Origin of the sequence: Microcoleus sp. F4-D5, assembly GCF_036704885.1 — a bacterium.
In the GTDB taxonomy this organism is placed as follows: Bacteria; Cyanobacteriota; Cyanobacteriia; order Cyanobacteriales; family Microcoleaceae; genus Microcoleus.
Genome location: NZ_JAUBSX010000034.1, coordinates 59373 through 75483 on the forward strand (window position 1 = coordinate 59373; position 16111 = coordinate 75483).

The following is a 16111-nucleotide window of genomic DNA, read 5'->3' on the forward strand; positions in this document are numbered from 1 at the left end:
CAGTCCAGGACGCATCGGGGCCCGTGCGAAACCGGGTTTTTGACGCCCGCGTGGGGTCTACAACCCGTCTTTTCATAAAAAAACCCGGTTTCTCAACAATCGTGCGATCGCGAACTGTTCCCTCAACATCAATCCGTTAAATCCTCTACATTCCTCGTTGCCGAACTTCATTCTCGAACAGTTCGCGATCGCACTAGAGAATAAAATCCGGTCGATCGTTGTCGCGATCGAACGTATACGACCAAATTACGTGCAGAAACCGGTTTTTTGCCGCGAACTGTTCAACAAGCCAGCTTTGCCTCAAAAGCCAAAGAATTAACAGGAAACTCCCCCAAAGCTTGCTCTAAACTAGGAGATGTGAAGTTACAAGGTTGAGGCTTGCCCAAATGATAACCTTGAGCGTAATCTACCCCAAGTTCATTGAGTTTATCCATAATTGTTTGATTTTCGACATACTCGGCAATAGTTTTAATTCCCATGACGTGAGCAATTTTGGTAATAGCTTCCACCATTGCGATATCAATAGGATTGTCGGCAATATTCTTAATAAAATTGCCGTCTATTTTTAGATAATCAACAGGTAAACTTTTCAGGTAAGCAAAGGAAGACATCCCGCTGCCGAAGTCGTCCAAGGCAAACTGGCATCCTAGTTCTTTGAGTTGCCAAATCAAGCTGGCAGCCTTGCTGAGATTACCGATCGCTACGGTTTCTGTAATTTCAAAACAAATTATTTGCGGCGGTATTTGATGGATGGAAAACTGCTCCTGAATAAACTCGATAAACTTTTCTTCGTTGAGGCTGTCCCCAGAAAGGTTGATTGAATAAAGGCTGGGATATTGACCTAATGAGGCTTGTGAATTAGACATGGAGGAGCAAGCGGGCAAGGTAACTATTTTATCGCTGTCTGCTCCGGGGTTTTGGACTAATAAATTGGCAGTGAAAATTTTAGATAAATTCCTAAATAAAGTGCTAATTACCCAGCGGTCGATCGCGTGCATCAAGTTGTAGCGTTCGGCCGCCGGAATAAAAGCCATGGGCGACACCAACTGACCGGTTTCAAGTTGGAGGCGGAGCAGGATTTCGCAGTGGGTTCGGGTAGTTGGAGAGTTGAGCAAATGTACGATCGGCTGAGAGTACAAGCGAAAGCGATTCTCTTCTAAAGCTTGATTAATTTGCACAACCCACTGGGTTTCGCCGTGCTGTTTGATTAATTCTCGATCGCCCGCTTCATAAACCTGCACACGGTTGCGGCCTTTATTTTTAGCAGCGTAGCAGGCAATGTCGGCCGCGCTCAAAAGTGCAGATGTCGATGCTGTTTTGGGATTAATTGCTACCAAACCGATACTGACGCCGATCGAAAAAGTTTTTTCCTGCCACCCAAACCGGAATCCCTGAATGCTTTGCAGCAGCGATTCTGCAACATCCAATCCTCCTTCGACGGGACGATCGTACAGGAGTACGGCAAATTCATCGCCGCCGAGACGCGCCAAAATATCGGTTTTGCTGATATGACTTTTAAATAGCTGGCTGACTTGGCGCAGCAGTTCGTCGCCTGCAGCGTGACCGGAAGTGTCGTTAACTATTTTGAAGCGATCGAGATCCAGGTAAAGCATCACGTGTTCTTGCCCGTAACCTTGAGCGCCGTGCAGGGCGTGCTCTAGCTGGTACTCAAATTCCCGGCGGTTGACTAATTGCGTCAGGGGGTCATGAGTTGCCTGCCAGGTGAGTTGCCGCGCTTGAGTTCGGACTTGGGTGACATCTCGGAACACAACGACGGCCCCGACTATTTCACCGTTGCTGGCGTGGATGGGGGCGACGCAGTGGTCGATCGCAAATTCGCGGTTGTTGCGGGCAATCAGCAAGCTGTTTTGACCTTGGTCAACAATCCGACCTTCGCACAAAGCCATTTCAGCGATATTTTCGACCGGCATCCGGGTAGTTTCGTCAACTATTCTCAGGACGCTGGCGAGGGGCAAACCTTTAGCTTCCGAGGTACACCAACCCGTAAGTTTTTCGGCAACTGGATTAAGAGTGGAAATGCAGCCGTCGGCGTCAGTAGCGATTACGGCATCGCCGATCGATTGTAGAGTAACCTGAGCGAGTTCTTTTTCTTCAAAAAATGCTTGTTCCATGCGCTTGCGCTCGCTAATATCCCGCTGCACCGACACCCAGTGGGTAACGTTCCCGAACTCGTCAGCAACGGGTACGCTGTTGAGTTCCACCCAATAAGTTGAACCGTCTTTGCGGTAGTTAATCAATTCCAGGCGTAGGGGTTCTCGGCGAGAGAAAGTACGGCGAATTTTAGCGACCTGGGTCGGGTCGCTTTCTGGGCCGCGCAAGCAACTGGGCGTTTGTCCGATGATTTCTTCGGGTAGGTAGCCCGTCATTTGAGTAAAAGCTTCGTTGGTATAGATGATGCTGGGATCGGAAATATCGCTGTGTCCGGCATCCATAATAACGATCGCGTCGTTAGCGTTAACTACCGCAGATTCTAGAAGTTTCAGCCGCGCCTCGGCCCGCACGCGGGTAGCGATTTCGCTTTCTAGTCGGGCGTTAGTCAAGCTGAGGGATGCGATGGCTTTTTGCAATTCGCTAGTCTGTTCTATGACTGAATCGTGCAGAACATCGATCGACCCTGACATTTCCATCGGGTCAAGTACCCGCAGTAAGTTGCTTTGAGTGACTATTCCCAGGAGTTCTCCCCGTTCCCCCGTTACTACCAACCTGCGGACTAAACGCTGGCGCATTTCCAGATGAGCTACCCACAGCGAGTCTTCTTGCTTGAGACTAAATAAGGGGGTACTCATCACAGTTTGGGCGATCGTTTGCGACAAATCTATATCTAAAGCTTGAAATTCCACAATATCCCGTTCTGTGACTATACCTACTGGAATGGGGAACGGCAAATTCATCGATAATTCTGTTGATTCTGTAATTACCACGCAGCTAACCCGGTGCTGCGCCATCAACTCGGCTAAACTCCTAACTGAGGCCGATCGAGGCGCTTGAATGACTTGTGCGGTCATTACTTCTTTCACGCTGCGCATTTTTAAGATATTTGCCGGTTGCAGCATAGCTTGGCGAATGCTTTCCGGCGTAATTACTCCTAAGAGTTGACCGTCGCTGTCCAATATTGGCAAATGGTTAATTCTTCCTTGGCGCAGCAGAATTAGGGCGCTGAAAATGTCTTGAGTCTCGGATTTTGTCAGAGTTGCTGCCGGCTGCCTCATCACTTGTGCGATGCTGACACCTTTTAAGTTTTTGCCCGAAGCAATCAAATCGACAAGATCCCTCTCGGTGAATATTCCTTGCAATTGAGAATTTTGAGCGCAGTGCGAGGAAAATTTTTCGAGGGATTTTTCCACGACAAAGACGCAGATACCTGTGGCGTCTCTGAACGCGCTTGAGGTGGGCGGATTTACGATTTCTGTTAGTTGCTGGTAGATATCGCTTGGTGGAATGTCTGCGTTTAGAGAGCAACTTCCGCGCCATTGGCCCATCAGAGTAATTACTTCTGCTAGTGGAGTATCGGGCGCAACTGTCAAGGGTGAGCGGTCAATTACTTGATCTAATGTTGGCAGATACTTGGAGGAATCGTTTTTGATCATATTTAATTTAGTTTTGCGATCGCGTTGATTCTGCGACATTCCAAAAAAGCCCTGCTTTCCAAGCACTACGTGGATTTTGACAGCGCTGCTGAGACGTAATTAAAATTTATTGTTAAAAATGCACCCCATCTTTGACTGGGGATCTAGCCCGTGAGGGGTCTCCCTCTACCTATAAAGTTAGAAGGTTATGTTTATTTTAAGTTAAATTTTCTGTCGGCTGACACTTTTATTAAAAATAATGTGTTTGTTGTGAAGTTTTTGCGATAAAATCAAATCATAGCATCATCCATTGCATCCCTAATCATATCCATCCTCAGAAATACACGTCTGTTGCCTGTCTTTGCTAGCCTGGAAAAGGTTACTACAAAAAAGCACTGTATTAAGTCCGGCAGTGTTAAGTTTTGCGAAATTTAGTTTGGCGAGCTTTTCGAGACCATCTGTAGGTGGTAGAGGGAAATCGATGTCACAGTCGGTCTGTGAATTCGATCGCAACTGGCGAAAACAACTGTGGTAAGATTGTAGGTATAAAGACAAGAACTGAAACAGACAGTCTGGTGAGGAAAAGGGATTATGAAACGCCATCTATTAGCCGCTACATTTTTAATCACTCCCCTACTGTTGGCCGACCCGGCTCGCGCTGAAAATCCCGCTGATGTCCAACAGTTATTGTCAACGGGGCAATGTTTTCAGTGCGACTTGACAGGAGCAGATTTAACGGGAGCCCATTTAATTGGTGCTGATTTGAGAGAAGCAAATTTACGAGGTGCAAACCTATCTAGTGCCAACCTCGAAGGTGCTGACTTGACGGGTGCTAACTTGACGGGTGCTAACTTAACCGCAGTTTTCCTGACTAATGCCAGTTTAAATGACGCAGACCTCGATCGGGCAAATCTGACCGCAGCCATCATTAACACCGCTGACGTATCCGGCGCATCAATGCAAGATATGACAATCACTGATGCCAAAATTTACAATACCCAAATCGGGGTCGGCGGTAGTTACGACCAGTGAACTCAGTAAAAGAATGAAAACTGCCAATTTTCAGTTTAAAACCCGGTTTTTCCCCAGAAACCGGGTTTTTAGTTTTTGTGTAGGGTGGTCAGGAACCTCACATTTTCTCTCGTATCTCAAACGAACCGTCTGACGCACCCTACTACTAGCGCTACAAACCCAAATCAACCGCAATGCGGTGCGCGCAAGCAAACCCAGAAAACGCCACCGCATTTAAACCCTGTCCGGGAAAGGTACTGTCACCCACACAATACAAACCTGGCATAGAAGTTCGATTAAACGGCATTCCCAGCAAACCCATTAACTTGTGTCGCGGAATCGGTCCGTAAGTTCCGTCTTCGCGCCCCAAAAAGCGCCGGTGAGAACGCGCTGTCCCCACTTCCATATAATCCAAACCGGCATCTAAACCGGGAAAAATCTTTTCTAATCTTTCAATAATTCTCCCTCCCGCCTCTTCCTTTTTATCCTCGTATGCCTGTTGCGAAAGTCCTTCCCACTCTTCCATCCAACTCGATGTAAAAGCATGAACGATGTGATATCCTGCGGGAGCTAAATCCGGGTCTAGGACGGTCGGAACTGACACCAAAACTGTTCCCTCCGGCGCTTCCATTTTGTCCCAATCTTCTAACAAAATGTGGTGGCAGGCACTACCGGCAGGGATTGCGCTTGCTTCTACTCCCAAATGCAGACTCAAGAAACTGGGGGCTTTTTGATAGCGCTGCTGCCATTTCTTTTCACTCGCGGGCATCTCTTCCGCAGGCAGCAATTTCTCGAAAGTATCCCACCGCGTGGCGTTAGAAACTATCCGCTTTGCCCGGTAAACTTCGCCGGTTGCTAGCTCAACTCCGACAGCGCGACCGTTTTCTGTAATAATTTTTTTCGCCTTAGCTTTGTATTGAATTTTCCCGCCGCATTTTTCTAATCCTTCGACTAATTTTTGGGCGATTTGACCGACTCCACCTTTGGGATAATTGATGCCACCGTAATGTCTGTCGGAAAATACCATTCCGGCATTAATCATCGGCGTCAAGTCTGCGGGTACTACAGACCAGTAGTAGCATTCCATGTCGATAAATTTCAGCAAAGTAGGGTCTTTTATGTAGCGCCGCGCAATGTCGCCAGTATTTTGAGGCAGATATTTTACTAATCCCAAACAGGCTAAAGGATTCTGAAAAAAGACTCGAACCAGATATCCGGGTTCTTCTAGGGATAGCAATTCCATCCCGTTGAGGCAGTTGAAGACACTCCAGCATTCGCCGTAAAATTTGTGGATTCCTTCGCGTTCGTGAGGGAACCTGTCAGTTAATTCTTGCAAGTATTTCTCATAAGGTTGGGGAACTTCAAGTTCCAAGCCGTCGGGTAAGTGATAGTGAAGCTGTACGGGGTCGGGAATAGTTTCTAGGGTGACGTTGACTGCTTTGAGGGCGCGGGTGAGGAGGTTGGTGGTGCCGCGCTGTCCGAAGCCAAAAATCATGGAGGCCCCGACATCAAATCTGTAGCCTTCTCTATCGAAATATCCAGCGCTACCCCCGGGAATTGTATAGCTTTCGAGCACTAAAACTTTGGCTTTCTTAGCGGCTAGCTGGGTGGCTGTCACGAGTCCGCCAATGCCGGAACCGATGACAATTACATCAAACTCTTGCTCTGTTGGGCGGGAATTGGGAGAAAATAACTGGGATTGGGTAGGAGCTGACATTGGGTTAAAAATCTTAATAATTTCCATAATATTACAGTCGATCGCTCTACAAGGAAGAAGGCACGACACGGATTTTGAGACGGATACACGGATTAATTATTAATTGTCAGGCATTCGTCAGATGTTGAAGGCAGATGTTGAACGAATATTAATTACCCTATTCCCTCTTCCTTCTTCCCTATCTCTCATCCCAACGCCCCATGCCCCAGCTTCAAAAAAATGCGGGAACAGTCTACCATTGCCGACTGCCCCCGTCTGCCGATCCTTTGAGAGGAGAACACTAAAAATCACTATAGCCTTGTTGCTAATTAATGTCAATACTATTAGAAAAATATTTCAATAAGCTGATGGAGGTCGATCGGCGAATGGGTTTTAAGGGACGGCTTGTGCTTGTCGCAACACTCCGGCAGGGGTTTCAACCCCTGCCTAAAAGCTGAAGTCCTTTGAAAAGGACTAAAGAGAAAACTAAAGTTGAGGTTTATTTGGTTGCTGTTGAGTCGTCTTTAGATGCAGGCTAGCTGTGAGGCGGGGGTTTGAAGCCGCGACTGCAATCTTGAAGATGTCGATTCTCATTCTCTGGCTTGTATGCACCCTCAAGGATGTGATAAGTTGCACAGAGCGATCGACGATCGCCGGTTGGCGTTAGCTTTCGCGATCCGAAGGAAAGCGCTCGAAGAAGATCGACCGCACCGCATAAAATCCCTCAAACCTAGCAATCTCCCCAATTTTCTAATGTCCCTGCAACTGCGCGTTTACGTTCCTCCGCATCCGTTAATTAAACACTGGCTGGCTGTTGCCCGCGACGCCGCCACCCCATCGGTACTTTTCCGTTCTGCGATGACAGAATTGGGAAGGTGGCTGGCTTACGAGGCGATTCGAGAATGGCTGCCGACAGTGGAAACCACTGTGCAGACGCCTTTGGCAGAATGTCCGGCGACTTTTATCAACCCGGAAGCTCCTTTAGTTGTGGTACCGATTTTGCGGGCGGGTTTGTCACTGCTCGAAGGAATTCAGACGGTTGTGCCGCTGGCTTCGGTTTACCACCTCGGCATGGCAAGGAATGAGGAGACGCTGGAACCGACTTGTTATTTGAACAAATTGCCAGCGCAGTTTAACCCGGAAACGCGGGTGATAATTAGCGAGCCGATGCTGGCGACTGGCGGGACGATTGTAGCGACAATGCAGGAATTGACTTCACGGGGAATTGACCCAAACTTGATTCGGATTATCTCTGTGGTGGCTGCTCCTCCGGCTTTGAAGAGGCTGAGTGCAGACTACCCGAGTTTGATTATTTACACGGCAACGATCGACGAAATCGTCAACGAACAGGGCTTTATCGTACCTGGTTTGGGAGATGCGGGCGATCGAACTTACGGCACGTAAACCACTCACTCAGTCAATTTTAGATTTTAGATTTTAGATTTTAGATTGACTCGACAGATAAATCTGGGTGCTTGTATCCCTTGTTGGGTGCAGTGAGTTGTTCCAGGAATCAGTTGCTGAAATCTCCGGGTAAAAAGATGACCCTGGTTTGGTAAAAGCAGGCACAGAGACAGTTAGAATCAAAAGTACAAGTCAAAAATAAATAGCGTTTAGCACTCATTGCCCGTGAAACTTGATTCTGTTCCGCCAAGCTTGTCTGCTTCTGACTCAGTAAACCCCAAGTATGATTTGCCGCAACAGGTACAAATACAACTAAAAGAGGCTTCTGAGATTTGTGCTGATTTAACCCCAGAGCCCGCTGAACTCTCAGTGACTGTAAATCCCGATATTTGTCAGGAACAAAAGAAACTGAAGCCCAAGCACTGGGCAATTTTTGTTTCGACTTTTGCAACTATTTTTTTAGCTGAAATTGGAGACAAAACTCAGCTCGCGATTTTGCTGATGACGGCTGAATCTCGAAATCCTGGGATAGTTTTTGCGGGTGCGGGTTCAGCTTTGATAGCAACCAGTTTGCTGGGGGTTTTGCTGGGAAGGTGGCTGGCTAGTCGGATTGCTCCGCAAATTTTGGAGAGAGCCGCCGGAGTGATTTTGCTGGCGATTTCGGCGGTTTTACTGTGGGAAGTGCTGGGTTAATTATCTGCCTTGTCGGTAAGTCCTAGATTTCTACGATAGCTAACTAAGAACTAAAAAAACATGGACTGGCAACTTTTGGGAATCAGTTTTATTACAGTGTTTTTGTCAGAATTGGGAGACAAAAGTCAATTAGCTGCGATCGCTCTCGGCAGCAGTTGTAGCTCGCCGCGGGCTGTATTTTTCGGTACGGCGTCGGCGCTGCTGCTGGCGAGTTTAATCGGCGTGGCGCTGGGCTTCAGCACGGCAGAGGTGTTGCCGGAGAGGCTGGTAAAGGGACTCGCAGCGATCGGATTTGCGGTGATGGGCTTGCGGCTGCTGTGGCCGAAAGCAGATTTACCGGAAGCATCCGAGTAGGGCGTGCGGTCAGTCAATTTTAGAATTTAGGTTTTAGATTGACTCCTAGCATCGGAATTATTTGTATCCCTGTATCCCTATTCTCGACCTCTGCGTGAATGGGCGTCAATCCATTGTCGGGGGCGGTTAATACATTCTCTTTTTTTCACCGCAGATGAGGGCAGATTAACGCAGATTAACGCAGATAAATTATCTCAATTTCGGTTGTACCGTTCGTGATTGTTGACTGTTGACTGGATTGTACGCCAGACGATGCTGCGGGATTTTATATTATTGCAAGATGTTCGATCGACGAGCGGGAAACCGCAGATGCAACGCAGGTGCATTTCAAGATAGAAGAGCTAATGCGTGCAATTCAACCCTAGTTTACGATCGCTAAAATTAAATTCAAAAAATTAGCGGGGGAAATAAAAAAAAATTAGCGGGGGGCGTGAATTTATTCCCCCCGCTGCTGCTGGTTGAGTTTTTTCTCAACTCAACATCTGAGCCTTGTGTAGATTAAGCTTGGTTTTGGTAGCACCAGCCCAGCAGCGTAGCGCCGACAGCCCATTTCAGCGCTTCTAAGCCAAAATAGCCTTGGTGCAGCAGATTCATCCCGGCGGGCACTTCTGCTGCGGAATCGAACAGATTTAGCTGCATGCCCAAGGCGCTCATTTGGGGTGTCAGGGCGTAGGTGTCAATCAGAGCGATCGCCAGAAGTATCAATGATAATAAGATTGCTGTGCGGCTGCGCTTGCCGAAGTCACCGACTAAATTGCTCAAAACCATCAAACCCGTTGCCACCAGACCCGCACAGATTAACTCAACGCGGTTGAATCCCCAGAACATTAAATTTCCGGCCGTTGCAAATTCGGGAGATGTCATCATGCCAGATACATAAAGACTGGGCATAATTACTAGATCCAAAATCAGGCTACCGCTGAGCCAGAAAATCAAGGCCACCATAACAATTGCTTGCCAACGGGGTCTGATTGATTCCACTCTTGATGTAATAGCTGTCATATAATTAGACCCTCTAAATTTCTGCCTTTTCTAGAGTTTAACTAATTTTTTTCTAGGATCGTGTTAAGTATTTTTAAATTAATGGTAACTTTTGTGTAACAGACCCTGAAGAATTGTTAAGTTCACGGGTGCTTGTCATCTTAATATTACTACTTCTAAAAAAGAATGCAATAGATTAATAATTACTTACAGGACTTACGCCTTGCGATCGACTAAACCTGGTTTTTGACCGTGATTCAAGGCCATAACATATGTTCGTAAAAATCTTAATAATAAAATTGGTTTCTACGTCCACGACTAACTCCTCATTTAATTATAATGCCTAAAATTCAATTATCATCTTGGTTGCCCCGTCTCCCGACTCAAGTCTGGATTCTTGCCGCCGGCAGGTTCCTTTCCCAAAGCGGCACCGGTTTTACTTTATTTTACGCGCCGATATTTTTTGTCGATCGCGTGGGCTTATCTGCTACTGCTGTTGGGATTGGTTTGGGTAGCTGTTCGGTTTCGGGAATATTCGGCAGAATTTTGGGCGGTTCTTTTTGCGATTCCAAATTTTGGGGAAGGCGGCGAACTTTATTGCTGGCGGCAATTATTTCGGCTGCAGCTTCTTTTGTACTGGCGGCGACTAATGATTTCGCTGGTTTAGTTGCGGGCAATTTACTGATGGGTTTGGGTGTGGGTTTTTATTGGCCTCCCACCGAGACGATGGTGGCGGATTTAACCGAGGGCGAACAGCGACAGGAAGCTTTTGCTTTGACGCGGCTGGCTGATAATTTGGGTTTGCAAGTTGGGATTATTTTGGGCGGTTGGTTGATTGCGGTAACGGGCAATTATCGATCGCTCTTTATTATCGATGGTATCTCGTTTTTTGTGCTGTTTGCGGTGGTGGCGATCGCGATCCCCGAAACATACAAACTCGCCAATCCAGCCGAGAGAGGCGAAAAAATTTGGAAAAATGGCTGGATGGTGGCGCTGAGCGATCGCGGTCTTTTAGTTTATGCTTTAGTAAATACTCTGTTCACATTATATATTTCCCAAATCCAAACCACGATGCCGCTGTACTTTAGCAAGTTTGTCGAGGCGGGGACGGGAACAGGCTTTTCTACTGTTACAATTACCGTTCTGTTTGCTTTTAGCACGTTTTTAACTGTGGCTTTGCAACTGCCGATTGTTAAAGCTTTGAGGCCATTTTCCCATCCAAAAGCTTTGATAATTTCTTCCCTGCTGTGGGGAATGGGATTTATTGCGATCGGCTTGACGGGAATGGCTGCAACTGGCAATCTATTTTTAGCTGTTTTGGGCTTGAGCTTTTTGTCGGTTGCGACTGTTGCTTATACGCCTTTTGCTTCGGCTTTGGTGGTAGATTTAGCGCCGGAGTCTTTGCGGGGCGTGTATTTGGCGGTTAATTCTCAGTGTTGGGCGATAGGTTATTTAATCGGGCCGCCGCTGGGCGGTTTGGCTTTGGATCGGGGTAAATGGGCGGCGGATAATTTTTGGTTGGGTTTGGCTTTGAGTGTCGGCGCGGCTATTTTTATTTTGCAAAAGCTCGATCGAATTTTGAAAAAGAGGACAGAAGTCCTCACTACAAATCCATAACCAACTGACAGATTATTTTCGCCGATCGCCCAATTTGCGGTAGACCGCCCTCAAATCAACTTGATGGTGAGCCAAAGCAACCAAAGCGTGATAAAATAAATCCGCAACTTCTCCAGCGATCGCGTCTTTGTCGTCATCTTTGCAAGCCATCACAACTTCCGCCGACTCTTCGCCAATTTTCTTGAGAATCTTGTTGTCGCCGCCCTCGAACAACTTGCAAGTATAAGAACTTTCGTTAGGATTGTCCCGGCGATCGCAAATTACCGCAAATAATTGAGATAACATATCCCCTGGCGGCGGTGAAATTTCGCCATCAACTTGGTGAAAACAACTTCTTTCTCCCGTGTGACAAGCAATATCTCCGACTTGTTCGACAGTGACTAGCAAAGCATCGCTATCGCAGTCGTAACGCAGCCCTTTGATATTTTGAACGTGTCCCGAAGTCGCGCCTTTGGGCCACAATTCGGAACGAGAACGACTCCAAAACCAAGTTTGGCCGGTTTCCAGGGTTTTTTGCAGCGACTCCCGGCTCATCCATGCCATCATCAACACCGTACCGTCCAAATAATCTTGGACGATCGCCGGCACTAAACCGCGATCGTCGTAACGAATCTTTTCAATTGGGATCGATCGGCTCAAACTCGATAAATCAGCAGCAGACATAATTTTATTTCAACTTGGGAATATAGATTAACGCTTTGATTTTTCTATTCGGACTTGTGGCAGCATATTAAGTTACCGACAAATTGCCAAGAACTATTTTACAAAATATCACACTTTGGCAGAAGCGAAGCCATCCGATTTGAGATTTTAGATTGCTCTCACAGATGAATCCGGCGGTAACATAGCAAATGGGTTTTGCTCAAATTGTGAAAATTTCCATCCTGTATTGATGATAATACTTATTGGTTTGTACCTAAAATCTATGAAGCGAAGCGGTGACCACTCCTGGTTGCGGACAACAAGAAACAACTTCAAAGCAGGTATTTTAGGATGGGTTTTAAGAGACCCAGCGTGCCAAAAAAATTAAACCTTTATGGAATATTATTGAGAAATAGAGATGCTATTTTTAGGTAACGGACGGTGGAAAGTCGATCCAATGTTTATTCCAAATAGTGACGAAATTATCTCTAAAACCTATCTCAGAAGAGTTTAAGGTAACAAGACAAGACTGGGACATTATCTGGTTGGATTGAAAAGTAACACTCTTTGTTATTCAAAATCAAAATAAATGCTCAAACATTCAATTCGTTTATTAATTCAGATTCCTTAAATTCGAGGACGTTCCCCTTCCCTATTCAAGTAATCATTGAGATACTCTGATTTGAACGCTATTCGACCTGCCTCCGTCAGCGCTGATAGGCAAAAATCATACCTCAGTTCACCGACGCCTGACCCAAAGCTTGCTCTAAATTGGCAATTCTAGACTTTCCGATCAAACTTTTAAGTTCAACGGCTATCTTGCGATCGTTGTTCTCAGCAGCTAATAGCTGTTCGGCACCCAGATCGATAGGTTTCTTTTGGCAAAAAGCAAGGATACAGATCGCGGGTAATTTTCCAGCCAGCCTTAATAACAGCCTGCGTGACAGCTTGACGATCGATGTCTCTGGCTGGCACGATCGCTCTCTTTTGCTATCGAGGTTGACACTGACTATTATAATCTGCAGAAGTCTCAAACATTATTCGAGAAATTCAATCAGGAGTTATGCACTGAGACAAAGAAACCGGGTTGTTTACCTACATCTTCGAGTACGAACACGTCTTTTCGTAAAAAAAACCGGTTTCTGGGCCCCCATGCGTAACTGCCACTAAATCAAAATCTAGTAATTCACTAAAAATCTTTAAAATTTGTTAAGATTGACTCGACCTCAGCGCCGGCATCCGATCCGCCGCTAAACCTGCCCTTCCCCAGTCCCCACAACAATGCTGCGACTCGAACACATCAGTAAAATTTATCCCACAGGCGTCGTGCTCAAAGATGTCACCTGGGAAGTCAAACCGGGCGATCGCATCGGCTTAGTCGGCGTCAACGGTGCCGGTAAATCCACCCAACTCAAAATCATCGCCGGCGAAATCGAACCCACCGCAGGCGAAGTTATTCGCCCCGCCAGCTTGCACATCGCCTACCTCTCCCAAGAATTTGAAATCGACCCCACTCGCACCGTCAGAGAAGAATTTTGGCGCGCCTTCAGCGAAGCCAACGAAGTCCACGAATCCCTGATGCAAGTTCATCGAGACTTGGAAGCCTCCAACCCAGAAAATCTCGACGAACTGATCCACAAAATGGATCGGCTGCAACGGCAATTTGAAGGCTTAAACGGCTACGGTTTAGAAGCCCAAATCGAGAAAATTCTGCCCGAAATTGGATTTGAACCCGAAGACGGCGATCGATTAGTCAGCGCCTTCAGCGGCGGCTGGCAAATGCGGATGAGTTTGGGTAAAATTCTCCTCCAAAAACCCGACATCCTGCTACTAGACGAACCTACCAACCACCTCGACTTAGAAACGATCGAATGGCTGGAAGTATACCTGAAAGGGCTGACAACCCCAATGGTAATCGTATCCCATGACCGAGAATTTCTCGATCGGCTCTGCACCCAAATCGTCGAAACCGAACGCGGAGTTTCCACCACCTACCTCGGCAACTATTCCTCCTACCTGCTGCAAAAAGCAGAAGCCAGAGAAGCCCAACTCAGCGCCTACGAAAACCAGCAAAAAGAACTCGAAAAACAACAAGCATTCGTAGAAAAATTCCGCGCCAGCGCAACTCGCAGCACCCAAGCCAAAAGCCGCGAGAAACAATTAGAAAAAATCGAACGCATCGAAGCCCCCGCCGGCGGATTAAAAACTTTGCATTTTCGCTTTCCCCCCGCACCCCGCAGCGGTCGCGAAGTAGCAATAATTAAAGATTTGGTGCACACCTACGGCGAAAAAATCCTATTTTTGGGAGCAGACTTGTTAATTGAAAGGGGCGATCGCATAGCCTTTCTCGGTCCCAACGGCGCGGGTAAATCTACTCTGCTGCGACTGATTATGGGTTTAGAAAAGCCTTCTGAAGGTACGGTCAAATTGGGAGGCCACAACGTCATCCCGGGTTACTTTGAACAGAATCAGGCAGAAGCCTTAGATTTGAATAAAACCGTGATGGAAACCATTCACGACGAAGTACCCGACTGGAAAAATGAAGAAGTTCGGACGTTGTTGGGCCGTTTCTTATTTACGGGCGAAACAGTATTCAAACAGGTTGGCGCTTTAAGCGGTGGCGAAAAAGCCCGCCTAGCTTTGGCAAAAATGCTGTTGACTCCCGTGAATTTGCTAATTTTGGACGAACCGACAAATCACCTCGACATTCCGGCGAAAGAGATGATGGAAGAGGCGATTCAGAATTATGACGGTACCGTAATTATCGTGTCGCACGATCGCTATTTCATCTCCCAAGTCGCCAACAAAATAGTCGAAATCCGAGATGGAGAGTTTCGCACTTATTTGGGAGATTACCACTACTATCTGGATAAAATAGCCGAAGAAAAAGAGCTAGCAAGAATCGCCAAACTTGAAGCTGAAAAAGCGGCTAAAAAAGCAGAAAAAGAAGCGAAGAAAAAGGCAACAGCTAAGCAAAAATAAAGGGGCAACGGTCGCAGATAAACCTTACATCTGCGTTTTTCAGCGTTCATTTGCGGTTAGAAATAAATATATTTTTTATTTCTAACCGCAAATTCTATTAATAATCTGATTCGCCTGTGACTCATAACTCCCACCAAACAAATTAAAATGATTCAAAATGTGATATAGGTTATATAAAGTTTTGCGCTGCTCGTAGCCTTTATCCAACGGCCAAACCAGATTGTATCCTCGATAAAAATGCGACGCAAACCCGCCAAATAACTCCGTCATCGCGATATCGACTTCTCTATCTCCAAAATAAGTTGCCGGGTCAAAAATGACAGGTTCCCCCGCAGATGTCACCCCGGCATTCCCCCCCCACAAATCCCCGTGAACTAGCGAGGGTTGCGGTTCGTAACCTGCTAACAATTCAGGAATCACATCTAATAAACGTTCCGCTTGCGGAAAATGGCCGCCCCGACGCTTAGCCAATTTTAACTGATAACCAATCCGATGTTCTGCCCAAAATTCTGCCCAATTTGCCGTCCAACTATTGATTTGCACCGTTGAGCCGATCGTATTATTCCTATCCCACCCAAAAAGTCCCCTCAGCAAAGTAGAATTAGCCTTTTCTCCGCCCCTTAGCAAGGGGGGGCTGGGGGGGGTGTATTTGTGCATTTCAGCCAGTTTCCGACCCATTTCTTCCCAAACTTTATCGCCCCCGCGTCCTCCCAAATCCAACCATTCCAACACAATATAAGCTGAATTCCCCTCAGTTCCCCAGCAAATCGGTTCAGGTACTCGAATCGTTTGGGTTGTCCGTATTTGCTGCAAACCCAGCGCCTCGGCTTCAAACATCCCAATTTGGGAAGCTTGATTGATTTTCGCGAAGTAAGTGCCGGAACTGCTGCTGATAGAATAGCCTTGATTGATGCAGCCACCGCTGACGGAACGGCGATTGTCGATCGAAAATTTGTTTCCGGTTACTTCGCTAATGCGTGCGGCAATTTTATCCCACATTGAATCAAATCGTGTTGAGCGTTGAGGGCGATCGGAATTAGTTTAACAGGTATGGCAACTTAATCAGCAAAAACAACAAAGCCCCTGTCTGGCGGGCAGAAAGAGGCTGTGTATGGTCCAAGAGAATCCCAGGCATCGAGCTATT

General features: G+C 46.8%; 12 protein-coding genes. 6 read left to right on the forward strand and 6 right to left on the reverse strand.

What is annotated here, in order from left to right; translation table 11 throughout:
- Positions 1–281: 281 nt before the first annotated feature.
- The gene (locus tag QUA80_RS17420; RefSeq protein WP_333426381.1) at positions 282–3647 is read right to left on the reverse strand and encodes an EAL domain-containing protein; all 3366 of its coding nucleotides are present in this window, start codon (positions 3645–3647) and stop codon (positions 282–284) included.
- Between the two features lie 531 nt (positions 3648–4178).
- Here QUA80_RS17420 and QUA80_RS17425 point away from each other — a divergent pair.
- Positions 4179–4619 (forward strand): pentapeptide repeat-containing protein, encoded by a 441-nt coding sequence (locus QUA80_RS17425; RefSeq protein WP_333340367.1) that lies wholly within the window; start codon positions 4179–4181, stop codon positions 4617–4619.
- A gap of 151 nt (positions 4620–4770) precedes the next feature.
- Here the strand turns inward: QUA80_RS17425 and crtH are convergent, their stop codons facing one another.
- On the reverse strand, positions 4771–6315 hold the full coding sequence (gene crtH, locus QUA80_RS17430) for a carotenoid isomerase (RefSeq protein ID WP_333426382.1): 1545 nt from the start codon (positions 6313–6315) through the stop codon (positions 4771–4773).
- A gap of 732 nt (positions 6316–7047) precedes the next feature.
- Between crtH and upp the strand changes: the two genes are divergently transcribed.
- The 3 genes from upp to QUA80_RS17445 all read left to right on the forward strand — a co-directional run bounded on the left by upp (position 7048) and on the right by QUA80_RS17445 (position 8745).
- Complete coding sequence (gene upp / locus QUA80_RS17435; RefSeq protein ID WP_333426392.1) at positions 7048–7698, forward strand: uracil phosphoribosyltransferase; 651 nt, start codon at positions 7048–7050, stop codon at positions 7696–7698.
- A gap of 225 nt (positions 7699–7923) precedes the next feature.
- Positions 7924–8391, forward strand: coding sequence for a TMEM165/GDT1 family protein (locus QUA80_RS17440; protein ID WP_333426383.1), 468 nt, complete (start codon positions 7924–7926; stop codon positions 8389–8391).
- A 60-nt stretch (positions 8392–8451) separates the two neighbouring features.
- Entirely contained in the window at positions 8452–8745 is a 294-nt protein-coding gene (locus tag QUA80_RS17445; protein ID WP_333426384.1) for a TMEM165/GDT1 family protein, read from the forward strand.
- A 498-nt stretch (positions 8746–9243) separates the two neighbouring features.
- Here QUA80_RS17445 and QUA80_RS17450 read toward each other — a convergent pair whose 3' ends face one another.
- A complete protein-coding gene (locus QUA80_RS17450; RefSeq protein WP_333426385.1) occupies positions 9244–9747 on the reverse strand; it encodes a hypothetical protein in 504 nt (167 codons plus the stop codon).
- 318 nt (positions 9748–10065) lie between these two features.
- Here QUA80_RS17450 and QUA80_RS17455 point away from each other — a divergent pair, with 318 nt between their 5' ends.
- Entirely contained in the window at positions 10066–11343 is a 1278-nt protein-coding gene (locus QUA80_RS17455) for an MFS transporter (RefSeq protein ID WP_333426386.1), read from the forward strand.
- Between the two features lie 12 nt (positions 11344–11355).
- Here the strand turns inward: QUA80_RS17455 and hisIE are convergent, their stop codons facing one another.
- Together hisIE and QUA80_RS17470 are read right to left on the reverse strand one after the other, a co-directional pair.
- Positions 11356–12006, reverse strand: a complete 651-nt coding sequence (hisIE, locus tag QUA80_RS17460; RefSeq protein WP_333426387.1) for a bifunctional phosphoribosyl-AMP cyclohydrolase/phosphoribosyl-ATP diphosphatase HisIE — start codon at positions 12004–12006, stop codon at positions 11356–11358.
- A gap of 713 nt (positions 12007–12719) precedes the next feature.
- The gene (locus QUA80_RS17470; protein WP_333426388.1) at positions 12720–13019 is read right to left on the reverse strand and encodes an element excision factor XisH family protein; all 300 of its coding nucleotides are present in this window, start codon (positions 13017–13019) and stop codon (positions 12720–12722) included.
- A 247-nt stretch (positions 13020–13266) separates the two neighbouring features.
- On the opposite strand from QUA80_RS17470, the gene QUA80_RS17475 reads away from it, so the two are divergent.
- Positions 13267–14967, forward strand: a complete 1701-nt coding sequence (locus QUA80_RS17475; RefSeq protein WP_333426389.1) for an ABC-F family ATP-binding cassette domain-containing protein — start codon at positions 13267–13269, stop codon at positions 14965–14967.
- An 81-nt stretch (positions 14968–15048) separates the two neighbouring features.
- On the opposite strand, the gene QUA80_RS17480 is transcribed toward QUA80_RS17475, so the two are convergent.
- Positions 15049–15966, reverse strand: coding sequence for a fructosamine kinase family protein (locus QUA80_RS17480; protein WP_333426390.1), 918 nt, complete (start codon positions 15964–15966; stop codon positions 15049–15051).
- Positions 15967–16111: the final 145 nt, after the last annotated feature.